The sequence below is a fragment of the Pseudodesulfovibrio thermohalotolerans genome (genome assembly GCF_021353295.2).
Classification (GTDB): Bacteria; Desulfobacterota; Desulfovibrionia; order Desulfovibrionales; family Desulfovibrionaceae; genus Pseudodesulfovibrio; species Pseudodesulfovibrio thermohalotolerans.
On sequence record NZ_CP120635.1, the window covers coordinates 1,203,926 to 1,217,754 of the forward strand.

General features: G+C 63.0%; 14 protein-coding genes. 13 read left to right on the plus strand and 1 reads right to left on the minus strand.

From position 1 onward, the window contains the following. The first annotated feature begins 54 nt into the window (after nucleotides 1-54). The 4 genes from LF599_RS05480 to mnmA all read left to right on the plus strand — a co-directional run bounded on the left by LF599_RS05480 (nucleotide 55) and on the right by mnmA (nucleotide 5,172). Nucleotides 55-2,079 (plus strand): type 1 periplasmic-binding domain-containing protein, encoded by a 2,025-nt coding sequence (locus LF599_RS05480; protein ID WP_279522587.1) that lies wholly within the window; start codon nucleotides 55-57, stop codon nucleotides 2,077-2,079. 39 nt (nucleotides 2,080-2,118) lie between these two features. Then, nucleotides 2,119-2,403 (plus strand): Asp-tRNA(Asn)/Glu-tRNA(Gln) amidotransferase subunit GatC, encoded by a 285-nt coding sequence (gene gatC / locus LF599_RS05485; protein WP_279522588.1) that lies wholly within the window; start codon nucleotides 2,119-2,121, stop codon nucleotides 2,401-2,403. 27 nt (nucleotides 2,404-2,430) lie between these two features. Then, nucleotides 2,431-3,888 (plus strand): Asp-tRNA(Asn)/Glu-tRNA(Gln) amidotransferase subunit GatA, encoded by a 1,458-nt coding sequence (gene gatA, locus LF599_RS05490; protein ID WP_279522589.1) that lies wholly within the window; start codon nucleotides 2,431-2,433, stop codon nucleotides 3,886-3,888. A 246-nt stretch (nucleotides 3,889-4,134) separates the two neighbouring features. Continuing rightward, entirely contained in the window at nucleotides 4,135-5,172 is a 1,038-nt protein-coding gene (gene mnmA / locus LF599_RS05495; protein WP_279522590.1) for a tRNA 2-thiouridine(34) synthase MnmA, read from the plus strand. Here the strand turns inward: mnmA and LF599_RS05500 are convergent, their stop codons facing one another. After that, nucleotides 5,173-5,790 (minus strand): tetratricopeptide repeat protein, encoded by a 618-nt coding sequence (locus LF599_RS05500; RefSeq protein ID WP_279522591.1) that lies wholly within the window; start codon nucleotides 5,788-5,790, stop codon nucleotides 5,173-5,175. It abuts the gene before it with no gap. A gap of 60 nt (nucleotides 5,791-5,850) precedes the next feature. On the opposite strand from LF599_RS05500, the gene mtaB reads away from it, so the two are divergent. From mtaB to recJ, 9 genes are all read left to right on the plus strand, one after another. After that, a complete protein-coding gene (gene mtaB / locus LF599_RS05505; RefSeq protein WP_279522592.1) occupies nucleotides 5,851-7,146 on the plus strand; it encodes a tRNA (N(6)-L-threonylcarbamoyladenosine(37)-C(2))-methylthiotransferase MtaB in 1,296 nt (431 codons plus the stop codon). Further along, complete coding sequence (locus LF599_RS05510) at nucleotides 7,143-7,676, plus strand: DUF4416 family protein (RefSeq protein ID WP_279522593.1); 534 nt, start codon at nucleotides 7,143-7,145, stop codon at nucleotides 7,674-7,676. Before mtaB ends, LF599_RS05510 begins: the two co-directional genes overlap by 4 nt. A gap of 43 nt (nucleotides 7,677-7,719) precedes the next feature. Then, nucleotides 7,720-8,601, plus strand: a complete 882-nt coding sequence (locus LF599_RS05515) for a YicC/YloC family endoribonuclease (RefSeq protein WP_269941423.1) — start codon at nucleotides 7,720-7,722, stop codon at nucleotides 8,599-8,601. A gap of 6 nt (nucleotides 8,602-8,607) precedes the next feature. After that, nucleotides 8,608-8,862, plus strand: coding sequence for a DUF370 domain-containing protein (locus tag LF599_RS05520; RefSeq protein ID WP_071546552.1), 255 nt, complete (start codon nucleotides 8,608-8,610; stop codon nucleotides 8,860-8,862). Between the two features lie 6 nt (nucleotides 8,863-8,868). Continuing rightward, on the plus strand, nucleotides 8,869-9,504 hold the full coding sequence (gene gmk, locus LF599_RS05525; RefSeq protein ID WP_404823751.1) for a guanylate kinase: 636 nt from the start codon (nucleotides 8,869-8,871) through the stop codon (nucleotides 9,502-9,504). Beyond that, nucleotides 9,497-10,201, plus strand: coding sequence for an orotidine-5'-phosphate decarboxylase (gene pyrF / locus LF599_RS05530; RefSeq protein WP_279522595.1), 705 nt, complete (start codon nucleotides 9,497-9,499; stop codon nucleotides 10,199-10,201). Before gmk ends, pyrF begins: the two co-directional genes overlap by 8 nt. Before the next feature lie 9 nt (nucleotides 10,202-10,210). Further along, nucleotides 10,211-11,104 (plus strand): tetratricopeptide repeat protein, encoded by an 894-nt coding sequence (locus LF599_RS05535; protein ID WP_279522596.1) that lies wholly within the window; start codon nucleotides 10,211-10,213, stop codon nucleotides 11,102-11,104. A 42-nt stretch (nucleotides 11,105-11,146) separates the two neighbouring features. Continuing rightward, on the plus strand, nucleotides 11,147-12,007 hold the full coding sequence (locus tag LF599_RS05540) for an HDOD domain-containing protein (RefSeq protein ID WP_279522597.1): 861 nt from the start codon (nucleotides 11,147-11,149) through the stop codon (nucleotides 12,005-12,007). A gap of 74 nt (nucleotides 12,008-12,081) precedes the next feature. Next, nucleotides 12,082-13,734: a single-stranded-DNA-specific exonuclease RecJ gene (gene recJ / locus LF599_RS05545; RefSeq protein WP_279522598.1), complete on the plus strand. Its 1,653-nt coding sequence runs from the start codon at nucleotides 12,082-12,084 to the stop codon at nucleotides 13,732-13,734. Nucleotides 13,735-13,829: the final 95 nt, after the last annotated feature.

A 13,829-nucleotide genomic window follows, 5' to 3' on the forward strand; every position in this document is an offset into this window, starting at 1 on the left:
ATCTGGCCCCGGCCGATGGCCGGGACCGAACCGCCAAGCCACCAAGCCGCCCCCATGAAACATACCGCATATACCGTCAAGATACTTGCCGCCCTGTTGCTGATCGCTTTCCTCGCCTGGGGCTGCGCGCCCATGACGCCGCCCGTCAAGAGCGCGGACATGCTGTCCACCCCCAACCTCCTGGTGGAGGCCGACGCCGCATGGCGGGCCGAACGATGGGAGGCCGTGGAGCTGTATTACGCCGCCGCGCTGGAGCGAAGCGATCTGGTCCGCAGCGAACTGCCCACCATCTATTCCCGGCTTGCCGAGGGAGCTTCGCAAAACGGCCATTATCATCAGGCCCGCATCGCCTTGGAGCAATGGGCCAACCTCGACACCTCGGCTCTGGAACGGGCCGATTGGGAGCGGCTCTACCTTGACGCCATGGCCGCTCTGGGCAAGACCGAGCGGCTGAACAACCACTTGCAGTGGGTGCTCGGCAGCGCCACCGTGCCGTGGGAGACCAGGCAGGTGGTGGCCCTGTGGTATGGCGAATATTATCGGACCCACGACGATCCCGAACAGGCCATGGAGGTGCTGGGCAAGTTCTATGAGCAGGCCCCGGACAACATCGCCAAGTCTCTGTTCGAGCAGGAATTTTCGCAGCGGCTGTCCGCCATGGACGATGTCGAATTGAGCCGTTTGGCCATGGCGGTCACTCCGGCCAACCAGTGGCGCTTCCCGTATGCCCTGGCGGCGTTCGAGCTGGGCGTGCGCAAGGCGACCGAGCCCGAAGCGTGGTCCGCGTCGTGGCGCACCCTGCGCGATCTGGCCGCTTCCGGCGAATTGGCCGACCTCATCCCGTTGCAGAACAAGCTGGCCGAGTTGGAGGCCCGTTTCGGCCTTCCGCGCATCGGGTTGGCTCTGGCTCTGCCCGTGACCGGGCCTTACGCCAAGGTGGGCGTCAAGATTCTGCGCGGCGCCGGACTGGCCCAGTGGCAACTGGCCCAGGAAGGCGTTGATGTGGAACTCAAGGTCATCAACACCGAGGCACCCGGCTGGGAGTCCCGGCTGGCCAACCTGCCCGCCCATTTCACCGTGGTTGGCGGTCCCTTGCGCGTCGACGCCTTCAAGCGGTTCTACGAGTCCGATTCCCCGGCCGCCGGGGTGCTCAAGAAGCGGGCCGTGTTCGCCTTCCTGTCCTCCCTGGGCGATCTGGCCGAGGGCCGGGACGCCTGGCGGTTCTTCACCAGCCATAACGACGAGGTGCGCAGCCTGGTTCGATTGACCGTGGAAAGGCTCGGCATCACCGATCTCGCCGTTTTTTATCCCGAGGAGAAATTCGGTCGGGCCATGGCCCAGACCTTCTACGAGGAAGCCGCGCCGCTTGGAGGGCAGATCAAGGGGATGCAGTCCTATCCTTCGCGCGCGCCCAAGCAGTGGACAGGTCGTGTGGGCAAGCTGCTCAACGTGCCTTCCGATTTCAGCAACAACAAGGATGTGCCCCTGCCCATGCCGGATTTCGGGGCCGTGTTCATCCCCGACGGCTGGCGGCAGGCCCAGACGCTGTTGCCCAACTTCTTTTTCTACGAGGGCGACCAGTTGGTCTTCCTCGGTCCCGGCCTGTGGAGCCGCGCGCTCAATGAAGCCAAGGACGTGGACGAACATTACTACCGTCTGGCGGTCTGTCCCGGCGCATGGTGGGACGCCTCCGAGGGCGGCAAGGCCCTTCAATCCGCTCTGACCGAGGAGGGACTGGGGCAGGCTGACTTCTGGGTCGCCTTGGGCTATGACTTCCTGCGTTTCGCCGGTCGTTTCGGCTCGTTGCCCGCTTCCTGGGACAGCGATTTGGTCAACGGCCGCATCGGCAAGGCCGCCGACATGGAGTTCAGCATGGCTCCCATGGCCTGGGACGAGAACGGAACGGCCAGCCAGGATTTGTATTTGTTCACTCCGGCCAGCAACGGCAAGCGGATCGTGGACCCCGACAAGCTCGCCGAACGTATCGCCAGAGCCCAGGCCCGGCGCGAGAAGCGCATGGAAAATTACGAAAAGCGGTTGGAGGAAGAGGGCAAGGCCGTCTCCCGTCCCAACCGGTAGCCGACACGATGGTCGGCATGACCAATAAAGGAGAATCCCATGAAGATCAGTCCCGAAGAAGTGGCCAAGGTCGCCCGCCTCTCCCGGCTCGACCTGCCCGAGGACAAGCTTGAACTGTTCGCCGGGCAACTCGGCGACATCCTCGCCTATATGGACAAATTGGGCGAACTCGACACCGATGCGGTGGAGCCCCTGTACAGCCCGGTCAAGCACACCACGGTGCTGCGCCGGGACGAGGTGCGCAAGGACTACAAGCGCGAGGAAATCCTGGCCAACGCTCCCAAGCAGGACGGCCAGTTCTTCATTGTCCCTCGTATTGTTTAATATATTGATATCACTCAGGATTGATTAATGTCTGAACTGTATATGAAGACTCTTTCCGAGATTGCGGCCCTGCTTCAGTCCGGGGAAGTGAAGGTTGTCGAGGTGGTCAAGCACTGCCTGGACCGTATCGAGGCGACCGAGCCCAAGGTCAAGGCGCTCATCACCGTCATGGGCGAGGAGGCGATGAAGGAGGCCGAGGCAATGGACGCCGCCGGTCCCGACGCGTCCAAACCGTTGTGGGGCGTGCCCATCGTACTTAAGGATCTGCTGGCCTCCAAGGGTGTGAAGACCACCTGCGGGTCCAGGATTCTCGAAAATTTCGTGCCTTTTTATGACGGCACGGCTGTCGCCAAGCTCAAGGAGGCGGGTGCGGTTTTTATCGGCAAGGCCAACATGGACGAGTTCGCCATGGGTTCCTCGACCGAGAACTCCGCCTTTTTCATGACCGCCAACCCGTGGGACATCGAACGGGTGCCCGGCGGCTCCTCGGGCGGTTCCGGGGCCACTGTGGCGGCGGGGCAGTGCTTCGGCGCGCTCGGCACGGACACCGGCGGCTCCATCCGCACCCCGTCGTCCTTTTGCGGCATCGTGGGGTTGAAGCCCACCTATGGCCGTATCTCCCGTTTCGGGCTCATTGCCTACGGTTCGTCCCTTGACCAGATCGGTCCCATGACCCGGTCGGTGGAGGACGCCGCCCGTTTGCTCCAGGTTATGGCCGGGCACGACCCCAAGGACTCCACTTCGGTGGATGTCGAGGTTCCCGACTACCTGGCCGCGTTGGGCCGCGACGACCTGAACGGCGTTCGGATCGGCCTGCCCGAGGAATACTGGGGCGAGGGGCTGGACGACGAGGTCAAGGAGGCGTGCGCGAACGCCGTGGCCGAGATGAAGAAGCTCGGAGCCGAGACCGTGCCGGTCAAGCTCGCCCTGACCGAGTACGCCATCGCCACCTATTACATCATTGCCATGGCCGAGGCCTCTTCCAACCTGTCTCGTTTCGACGGCGTGCGCTTCGGCTATCGCAACAAGAAGGCCGAGGAGCTTATCGACATGTACACCGCCAGCCGTACCGAAGGGTTCGGCGACGAGGTGCAGCGGCGCATCATCATGGGCACCTACGTGCTCTCCAGCGGCTATTACGATGCCTACTACAACAAGGCTGCCAAGGTTCGCCGGCTTCTGCGCGAAGACTTTGAAAAGGTGTTCACCCAGTGCGATTTCATCGCGGGCCCGGTCTGTCCGACCACGGCCTTCGTCAAGGGCGACAAGGCTGACCCGTTGCAGATGTATCTCATGGACATCTTCACCATTTCCGCCAACCTTGCGGGTATCCCCGGCATGTCCCTGCCCGTGGGGCTGGGCAAGGATTCCGCCATGCCGGTCGGGCTCCAGCTCATGGGACCGGCCTTCAGCGAGGCGGACATGCTCTCGGTGGCCGAACGGCTGGAGCGCGCACTGCCGCCCCTGTCCATGCCGGAGCTGTAGCCGGTAGACGATTGACGCGAAGCCGGTCGCGGGCGGTTGCCCGTGACCGGCTTTTTTCTGTATTGCTTCTGTGTTAAGGTAAAAAGTCGTGTCGTGTACAACCTGTATTTCATCCTGTTCCCCCGCGCTTGTTGCGCCCGATGAATTTCGGCGGGGAGAGGAAGCGCGGTCCCGGAGAAGGGGAGAGGGCGCATCCCGCGTCGGGAATTGCGACTTCCGTTTTCTCCGGGTGTTGGAGGCTGCCGTATGACCAGAGCCGTGGCCGTGTCGGGCGGCATGGACAGCCTGTTGGCGCTGGCCCTGCTCAAGGAGCGGGGCGAGGACCTCATGGCCGTGCATGGGCATTTTCTCCCCCCGAATCCGGGTTGGGAGCGGGTTGTCGCCGGTCTGACCGAGGCCTGCGCCGCGCTCGGCGTACCCTTTCACGCCCTTGATCTGCACGAGTCTTTCGACGATCGGGTCATCAAGCCCTTTGTCGCCGAGTACCGGGCCGGACTTACGCCCAACCCGTGCGCCATGTGCAACCCGCGCATGAAGTTCGGGGTGCTTTTCGACGCGGCCCGCAACCTTGGGGCGACGCGGCTGGCGACCGGGCATTACGTGCGCATGGAGGAGCGGGAGCAGGGGAGGATGCTGGTGCGCGGCGAGGACGTGACCAAGGACCAGAGCTATTTCCTGTCCATGGTTCCGGCGGAGAAACTGCGGCTGGCGGAATTCCCGTTGGCCCGGACCCTCAAGCGGGATGTCCCCGCCATTCTCGCGGCCCACGGCCTGACCCCGCCGCTGCCGTCCGAGAGTCAGGAGATCTGCTTCGTGCCGGACGACGACTATCAACATTTTCTGACCTCGCGCGGCGACATGCCCGGCCCTGGCCCGGCTGCGTTGCCGGACGGACGGATTATCGGCGAGCATCAGGGCTTGTGGCGGCATACCCAGGGCCAGCGGCGCGGATTGGGCATAGCCTGGTCGGAGCCGCTCTATGTGCTGGACAAGCACGTCGCCTCCAACACCCTGATCGTCGGGACCAGGGAGCATCTGTCCGCGGGCGGGTGCGTGGCCGGTCAGGTCAATCTCATGTGCCCTGTCGTGACCTGGCCCGAGACGGTATTGGTCCAGACCCGCTATCGCCAGAAGGCCAAGCCCGCTACGGCGAAGTTGACCGGCGGCAGGCTGTTCTTCGATTTTCTGGAGGCGCACACCCGGCCGACTCCCGGGCAGGTGGCGGCGGTTTATGACGAGGCCGGAACCGTCCTCGGCGGCGGAATTATCGAGGAGGCGCTGTAGCTACCAGGTGTCGCGATTTCGTTCCAGCCGTTCCCTGCGGTCCCAGTCGAATCCCTCGCGCCGTTCCTTGTTCATGGTCTTGTGAATTTTCTCGGCGGTCAGTTCCGGCTTCTTTTCCAGGTAGGCGGCCATGCGCTGCACCGCGCTGGTGGCCCTGTAATAGAGGGGTTCCCTGTAGGTTTTGAGTAGGCCGAAGCCTGCTTCGCGCTCCCCCTGGTAGATGAGGGTCAGGCCGAGATAATAGGTGGAGTCGGGCAAATCCGGGTATTTTTCGAGGGTGTCGGTGAAAATTTTTCGGGCGGCATCGAAATTTCCGTCGTTCAATTGCTTGATTCCCGCCTTGTTGTTGAGATAGGCCTCGTTCGGGCCGTTGTTCAGGAAGTCGCCGTAGGAATTCAGGGATACGCCGAATCCGCCCGCACCGACTCCCACGGAGGTCGTGCCCGCGCCCACGCCCACGCCCACGCGGGTCCCGCTGCCCCCTCCCATGCCCACGCCCACGCCGAAGGAGGAGCCCTGGCATCCCGCGAGGAGCAGGGCGGCCAGCAGAGCGGCGAAGGCTTTCAAGGCTCGAAATGTGGTGCCTGAACGGGAAATTGCGCTATGCATTTGCTTCATGGGTCCCACCTCGGCTAACGTGGACGAATATTTTTACAAACCGGACTATCGAATTCTAGCATGACAACCTTCCACACCGCCACCCTGGGGTGCAAGATCAACCAGTACGAAACCCGTTCCATCGCCGAGGCATGGGCCGGGCGGGAGGCCCGCGAGGTGGATGATCCTCGCGAGGCGGACCTTATTCTCGTCAACTCCTGCGCCGTGACCGCCAACGCCGTGGCCGATCTGCGCCAGACCGTGCGCCGTTTTCATCGGGACAACCCCGAAGCCGGAATCATCGTCACCGGGTGCGCGGCCCAGGTCATGCCCGCCGAGCTGGCCAAGCTCCCGGGCGTGATCCGGGTGGTGGGCCAGGCGGACAAGCCCCAGCTTCTGGAAGGACCGGAGGGAGAGGAGAGCGGTCAGGATAAGCCCCGGTTCGCGCCATTTTCCATCAAGGGCTATGACCGCGCAAGGGCCGTGGTCAAGGTTCAGGACGGTTGCTCTCATTTCTGCTCCTACTGCATTGTGCCCCTGACGCGTGGACGCTCCGTGAGCCGCCCGGCGGCCGAAGTGGAGGACGAGGTCGGCAGGCTGTTGGCGGCCGGGTTCCGCGAGCTGATCCTGAGTGGCATCAACCTGCGCCACTACGGGCGTGATCTGGACGGGAAACCGGATTTCTGGGATTTGGTGGCCCGTCTTGAAACGATCTTTGGCCTCGATTGGGCCGGACGGGCGCGACTGCGCATTTCGTCCGTAGAGCCGGGGCAACTTACCGACAAGGCGCTGGATGTGCTTGGCCGTTCGCGGCTGGTCTGTCCGCAGCTTCATCTTTCCCTTCAGAGCGGCGACCCCGACGTGCTCAAGGCCATGGGGCGCGGCCATTACTCGCCGCAGTCCGCTGTGGAGTTCCTGGAGCGGCTCAAGAGGTTTTGGCCCGTCATGGGATTGGGCGCGGACCTCATCACCGGATTCCCCGGCGAAACCGAGGCGCAGTTCGAGAACACCATGGAGCTTTGCCGCGCGCTGCCGCTGACCTACGGTCATATTTTCCCCTACTCCGAGCGGCCCGGTACCCGGGCGGCGGAGTTGCCCGACGCGGTGGACGTGCCGGTGCGCAAGGAGCGCGCGGCCCGTCTGCGCAAGCTCGTGAGCGCGAAGAAGTCCGCTTTCCTGAAGGGGCTACTGGAATTGGAACATTTGGACGTCCTGGTGCAGGACGGACGCGGACGCGGCGTTTCCGAGTATTATGCGGCCTGCCGTTTTGCGGAGCCGCCGGGCGCGGAGCCGCGCTCTCTGGTCCGCGCCAGGCCCGTGCGCGTGGACAGGGGCGTGATGATCGTCGAGAAGTTCTTTGAGGACGGTGACGCATGAGCACGCCCAGGATTCCCGATCCCGGCCTGCTGATGATTTCCGTGTTGAGCGCGGACTGGGGCGTCTTCTGGCCTTTGGTGAGCGTGGAGCTTGAAGGCCGGTTCGGTCCGTTCGAAGCCTCGGAGGAGTTCGCCTTCACCGAGACCGAATATTATGACGCCGAGCTGGGCGCGCCCATCACCCGGCGGCTGCTGGCGTTCGAAGAGCTGCGTCCCCTGGACGAGCTGGCGGACGTAAAGCTCTGGACCAACTCCGTGGAGCAGCGGTTCGCGAGCGAGGGCCGACGGCTGTTCAATCTGGACCCCGGCTTTATCACCCAGCAGAGCCTGGTGCTGGCCACGGGCAAGAATTTTTCCCATCGCGTCTACCTCAAGGACGGCATATGGGCCGACCTGACCCTCATGTGGCAGCGTAAACACTGGGTGGATTTTCCCTGGACCTTTCCGGACTACGCCGGCGAGGCCATGAAAACGCGGCTGACAAAGCTGCGCCTGTCGTATAAAAACAAGCTGAGCAAGCCGCAAAAGTGATAGATTCGCACAACTCGCGGCTTCCAACCATAAGGAAAAGCATATGCCTGTAAGCATGACCGGCTTCGGTCGGTTCGAGACAAATGAGCACGCCTGGACCCATGTCTGGGAGATCAAAAGCGTCAACGGCCGGTTTCTGGATGTGAAATGGAGAATGCCCGGCTCCCTGCGTTCCCTGGAGAACGGTTGGGAACGGGTGGTCCGCACCTACGCCTCGCGCGGCCGCGTGGACATATCCCTGAACCTGGAGGTCCTGGACGCCGAAGTGCTCGGCGTGTCCTTCAACGAAACCATGGCCGCCGCCATGTTCCGCCAGATGGAAAAGCTGGCCGCGAGCCGTGGCGAAACCTTTACGCCGGACTACAACCGCGTCTTGGCCATGCCGTCCCTTTGGCGCGATAACGGGAACGAGCCCGATCCGGGGCTGGCCGAGAGCCTGAACCGGGGACTGGAAGCGGCCCTGCGCGATTGGGTGAACGCCCGCGCCCGGGAGGGCGACGCACTGGTAGCCGATCTCACGGCCCGGTTCGCCACCCTGCGTGAACTGGCCGGAAAGGTGCGCGAGCGCGTGCCGGAAATCCTCGAAGCCAAGAAGGCGAGCCTGCGCCAGCGCATCACCGACATGCTGGAATCGGCCAACGCCGAGTTTTCCGAGGATCGGATGCTTCAGGAGGTGGCCTATCTCACCGACAAGCTCGATGTTTCCGAGGAGCTGACCCGGCTGGACGCCCATCTTGACCGCCTCGCCGAGGTGTTGGCCGAGAAGGACGACGTGGGCAAGAAGCTCGACTTCCTGGTCCAGGAGACCTTCCGCGAGATCAATACCTGTGGCAACAAGGCGCAGGATACCGAGGTCAGCCGGTTGGTGGTCGATTTCAAGGCGGAGCTGGAACGCTGCCGCGAACAGGTGCAAAACATCGAGTAGGTGGCCATGCAGAAACAGGGATTACTCAACGTCGGTTTCGGGAATTTCGTGGTGCTTGACCGGGTTATCTCCATCGTCAATCCGTCCAGCGCGCCCATGCGGCGGCTGCGCGAGGACGCCCGTGCCGAAGGGCGGCTCATTGACGCCACCCAGGGCCGCAAGACCAGGGCGATCATCGTCACCGATTCAAACCACGTTGTCCTCTCCGCCATCCAGGCCGAGACCATCGGGCAACGGTTCAGCGCGGACGAGGGGGAGTAGGTGGTTCTGGACGATCCCAAATTCAGGCTGGGGCAGGTCCTTGTCGTGTGCGCGCCCAGCGGCACCGGCAAGAGCACGCTCATTTCCATGCTCCGCGAGGAGTTCCCGGACTTCGGGTTTTCCGTCTCCTACACCACCCGCGCCCCGCGCGGCGATGAACAGGACGGCCGGGAATATCATTTCGTTTCTCGCGAAACCTTTGTCGCCATGCGCAGCCGCGGCGCGTTCTGCGAATGGGCCGAGGTGCACGGCAATTTCTACGGCACGGCCACCAAGCCTGTTGAGGAAATGTTGAACCGGGGGCGGGACGTACTCTTCGACATCGACGTGCAGGGCGCAAAACAGCTTCGGAAGACCTTTTACAAGGGCACTTTCGTCTTTCTGCTGCCCCCGTCCCGCGAGGAGCTGGTTCGTCGCTTGAAAGGACGCGGCACCGATTCCGAGGAGTCCATCGCCAAGCGTCTGGCCAATGCCGCGGGCGAGCTGGCCCAGGCCGAGTGGTTCGATTACTGGGTGGTCAACGAGACCCTTGAAGAAGCCTACAGCGAACTCAAGGCCGTTTATCTGGCCGGTAAATGCAAGCCGTCTCTTCGGCCCGGCATTCTCGACAACATCATGAAGACTTGGGAAAACAATGGCTGAACTTGTCGTCGCCCTGGATTTCAAGGATGCTGATTCGGCCTTGTCCATGGCTCGGACCCTGCGGGGGACCGCGCCGTGGATGAAGGTCGGACTGGAGCTGTTCACGGCCGAAGGCCCCAAGATGGTCTCCGGACTCAAGGAATTGGGGTTCAAGGTCTTCCTGGATTTGAAGTTTTTCGACATTCCCAACACCGTGCAGGGCGCGGTGCGTTCGGCCGTTCGGCTGGGCGCGGACATGGTCAACATCCATGCCCTGGGCGGAGAGCGCATGGCCCGGGCGGCCATGGAGGGTTGCGCCGAGGGCGTCGCCCCCGGACAGACGCCTCCTCTGGTTCTGGCCGTGACAATGCTGACCAGCATGGCGGCGGGCGATCTGCCCGTCGAGAGCGCCCCGGACCCTTCCGAGATGGCCCTTGACCTGGCTGTGAAAGCCAAGCAATATGGCTTGAATGGAGTGGTCTGTTCCGGTTTGGAAGTGGAGCGGATCAAGGCGGCTTGCGGGAGTTCGTTTGCCTGCCTCACCCCCGGCATTCGCCCGGCTTCGGCCGAGGCCGGGGATCAGCGGCGGGTGGTCACTCCGGAGCGGGCTGTGCGCAACGGGTCGGATTTCCTGGTGGTGGGCAGGCCCATCACCAAGGCGGAGCGGCCCGAAGAAGCGGCTCGGGCGATCATCGAGGAGATGAGCCGGGCGCGATAGGAGAGACGGATGGCCGATCGGGAGCAGGATGCCGGAACGAGGCATGAGATAGTGCGCGACGGCGCGGAGAGGATCAAGGGTGTCTTCTCCACGCAGACCGTCGCCAGGGTCGGCACGGGGACCACGCAGCGCAAGACGATTCAGAAGACCTACTGGGACGTCGAGGAGCTGGAGTCCGGCGAAATTTCCGTTCAGCCTTTGAACCGCAACTACGTGCCCTCCGGCCCGAAGCGGTCCGTGCCGCGCGAAGATTTTTTGACCAAGTTCAATCCCGAACCTGAGTTTTACGTCTCCACCGTCTATCCGGCCATGAAGGAGCTGGACGGGGCCATTGTGCGCGGTGAAAAGCACCGCGAGCGGGGCGCGGCCTATTCGGCCGAGTTCGAGTTCAAGCGGGCCATGGACATCGACGAGGAAAACGTCCGGGCCAACTTCGGCCTGGGGCTGACGTACCTCGACCGGGGCGATCAGGCCAAGGCCAACGACATCTTCGAGCGTCTGGTGGACCTTGATGCCGCCTTCGACGCCGAGCATAAACACCTGTTCAACGACTTCGGCATCAACATGCGGAAGAACAAGATGTACGACCAGGCCCTGAAGTATTATCTTCGGGCCGAGCAACTCGTCCAGAACGACGAGCACCTCTACCACAATATCGCCCGCTGTTACTTTGAGAAAGGAAACATAGAGGGGTGTCGGAAGTACCTGCTCAAGAGCCTGGAGTTGAATCCGGGGCTGGAAGCGAGCCTGAAATTCTGGGCTTTTCTCCAGGAAAAAGGGTACGTGGGCAAGGACGAGGGGCCGGACGTGTCGGCTGTGCGGCACGCTTCCCGGTCCGGGAACGATACCCATGCGGCTGGCGGGGAAAAACCGGCCCCTTCCACGCCTATCAAGCTGGATTAAGGGGTCCGGTGAGCCGAAGAAGGGCTCGGGGCAGGAGTGTTCATGAACCAGGACAAGATCCAGGGCTTCCTCCAGGAGCTTCCGCGTATGCGTGGCGACCTGCCGTTTTCGCCGGAAATCCTGCGCCAATTGTTCTTCCAGACCGGCGAGGGCTGCCTGGCTTCTCTTGAGGCCGTGGGCGAGACCCTGAGCAGGGATCAGGGGTTGACCGCCCGCATCCTTAGGCTGGCCAATTCCGCCTATTACGGTCTTCAAGCCGAAATTCAGACGGTATCGCGCGCCGCTGCGGTGCTGGGCATGTCCGAGATTCGCAATATTGTCCTTGCGCTGGGCATCGACGGGCTGACCAAGCGGTACAGCCTGCCCGAGGATTTCGACCTTGGGAGATACTGGGCCCATCAGTTCATGGTGGCCATGGTGGCCAAGGAGTTGTCCGACATGACCGATGTGGGCAAGCCGGACAGCCTTTTCACTTCCGGGCTGCTTCACGATTTCGGCAAGCTGATAACCGCCTTGAAACGGCCCGACGACTGGGCCGCCATCCGTGAGCTTGCCGAGAACGAGATGCTGTCCGACAGCGACGCCGAGGAGGAGTACTGGGGCCTGGACCATGCGGTCATCGGCGCGCTGGTGCTGCGTTCCTGGGATTTGCCCGCCGTGCTGGTGGAGCCGGTCAATTGGCATCACTCGCCTGATCTGTCCCCGGCGCATTCCAACGAGTCCAACGTGGTTTGTTTGGCCGATTGCGTGGTTCATGCCGTGGGCGAGCCCGAAGGGCCGTACGTGGAGCGTTTGGACGAACTCTGCCAGGCCGTGGAAGTGGACATGGACGATCTTCTGGAAGTCGCCGAGGAACTGGCTGACTCGGACGATGTCGAACAATTCGTTAACGTGTTTTTCTGAACATAGGGATCATCATATTGCCTTGCATTTGGAAGCCCCGAAATGAGGGGACCGCTCCGTCGTCAACGGCGGCCATGGCCGAGGAATTGAACGTTTCGCCGCTTATTGTGGAGATTCTCTGGAATCGGGGTTTGTCCGACGTGGACGAGATGGACCGCTTTTTGAGCCCGTTGCTTCGGCACATGGCCAACCCCGCCGAGGTGCCCGGCCTGACCGAGGCCGCCGAGACCCTGGCCCGTGGCCTTGACGAGGGCCGCAAGCTGGCCGTCTGGGGCGATTACGACGTGGACGGCATCACGGCCACGGCGGTAATCAAGGAGTTTTTCGCCATGCGCGGCATGGAGGTCATGCACCACCTGCCAAACCGCATGGAGGAAGGATACGGCATGAATGTTCCCGGCGTGGAGCATCTCCACGAGCAGGGCGCGACCATGTTGCTGACAGTGGACTGCGGCATCACGGACAGCGCGCCCGTGGCCCGGGCCAGGGAGCTGGGCATGACCGTGGTGGTCACGGACCATCACCTGCCCGGCGAGACCCTGCCCGAAGCCCATGCGGTGTGCGATCCGCGCCTCGCGGAAGGCGGGCCATGCGACGATCTGGCCGGGGTGGGCGTGGCCTTCATGCTCGTCGTGGCCCTGAACCGGCTCCTGCCGGGCGATCCCGTGGACGTGCGTCCGCTGCTCGACCTTGTGGCGTTGGGGACCATCGCCGACATCGTCAAGCTGACCGGCCAGAACCGTATTTTGGTCAAGAACGGGCTGCTGGTCATCAAGGAGGCCAAACGGCCCGGCATGGCCGCTCTCAAGGTGGTCAGCGATTACGACCGCCGCGCCGAGTTGGGGGCTGGGCAGATAGGGTTCCACCTTGCCCCGCGGATCAATGCCGCCGGACGCATGGGCGATCCCGAGAAGGCGTTGCGCCTGCTGCTCGCCAAGGATTTCGATTCGGCCATGCCCATCGCCGAGGAGCTCAACGCCATCAATATGGAACGCCGCCGCCAGGAGCAGGAGATTTCCGAGCAGGCCTTCGAGCAGGCCGAGTCCATGCGCCACATGGCCGGACTGGTCCTGCACGCGGACCATTGGCATCCGGGAATCATAGGCATCGTGGCTTCGCGGGTGGTCGAGAAATACTACCGGCCCACGCTGCTGCTCTGCACGCCCGAGTCCTCGGGAGGACTGCTCAAGGGGTCCGGCCGGAGCATCTCCGAGTTCAATCTTTACGACGGGCTGGCCGACGTGGCCGACGTGCTGGAAGGATTCGGAGGACACTCCCAGGCCGCGGGCGTCTCCCTCAAGCCGGAGAATCTCAAGGCCCTGCGCGAGCGGTTCAACGATCGGGTCATCGAGAAGCTCGGTCCCAAGCCGCTTACGCCCACGCTCAAGCTCGACCATGAGCTGGCCTTTTCCAACATCAACAACACCTTGCTTAAGGAACTGGAGATGCTTCAGCCCTACGGCATGGGCAATCCCGAGCCGGTCTTCGCCACCAAGCCGGTGCGTGTGGCCGAACACGCCCTGTTCGGCAGGGAGGGAGAGCACGTCAAGTTGGTCCTGGAGGACACCGAGACCGGTACCAAGTTGCCCGGTAAGGCATGGCGCATGGCCGATACCCTGACCCGCGCGGTTCACGGCCGGACCATGCGGTTTGCCTTCACCCCCAAGATCGACCGTTTTCGGGGCATCCCCACCATCGATCTGCGAATCCGGGACTGGGTGTTCTAGGCGTCACGGGACAGGAAAGGTGTCCGAGTGGCCATGGAGCCTGCCGGACGAAAACAACAGGGCCGGTGCGAATGATCTTCGCACCGGCCCCGTTG

Coding starts and splice junctions, on each gene's coding strand:
- LF599_RS05500 (WP_279522591.1), bottom strand. CDS start 5,790: ATGAAGCAAATGCATAGCGCAATTTCCCGTTCAGGCACCACATTTCGA.
- LF599_RS05535 (WP_279522596.1), top strand. CDS start 10,211: ATGGCCGATCGGGAGCAGGATGCCGGAACGAGGCATGAGATAGTGCGC.
- LF599_RS05540 (WP_279522597.1), top strand. CDS start 11,147: ATGAACCAGGACAAGATCCAGGGCTTCCTCCAGGAGCTTCCGCGTATG.
- LF599_RS05515 (WP_269941423.1), top strand. CDS start 7,720: ATGCCTGTAAGCATGACCGGCTTCGGTCGGTTCGAGACAAATGAGCAC.
- LF599_RS05520 (WP_071546552.1), top strand. CDS start 8,608: ATGCAGAAACAGGGATTACTCAACGTCGGTTTCGGGAATTTCGTGGTG.
- mnmA (WP_279522590.1), top strand. CDS start 4,135: ATGACCAGAGCCGTGGCCGTGTCGGGCGGCATGGACAGCCTGTTGGCG.
- mtaB (WP_279522592.1), top strand. CDS start 5,851: ATGACAACCTTCCACACCGCCACCCTGGGGTGCAAGATCAACCAGTAC.
- LF599_RS05480 (WP_279522587.1), top strand. CDS start 55: ATGAAACATACCGCATATACCGTCAAGATACTTGCCGCCCTGTTGCTG.
- gatA (WP_279522589.1), top strand. CDS start 2,431: ATGTCTGAACTGTATATGAAGACTCTTTCCGAGATTGCGGCCCTGCTT.
- LF599_RS05510 (WP_279522593.1), top strand. CDS start 7,143: ATGAGCACGCCCAGGATTCCCGATCCCGGCCTGCTGATGATTTCCGTG.
- gatC (WP_279522588.1), top strand. CDS start 2,119: ATGAAGATCAGTCCCGAAGAAGTGGCCAAGGTCGCCCGCCTCTCCCGG.
- pyrF (WP_279522595.1), top strand. CDS start 9,497: ATGGCTGAACTTGTCGTCGCCCTGGATTTCAAGGATGCTGATTCGGCC.
- recJ (WP_279522598.1), top strand. CDS start 12,082: ATGGCCGAGGAATTGAACGTTTCGCCGCTTATTGTGGAGATTCTCTGG.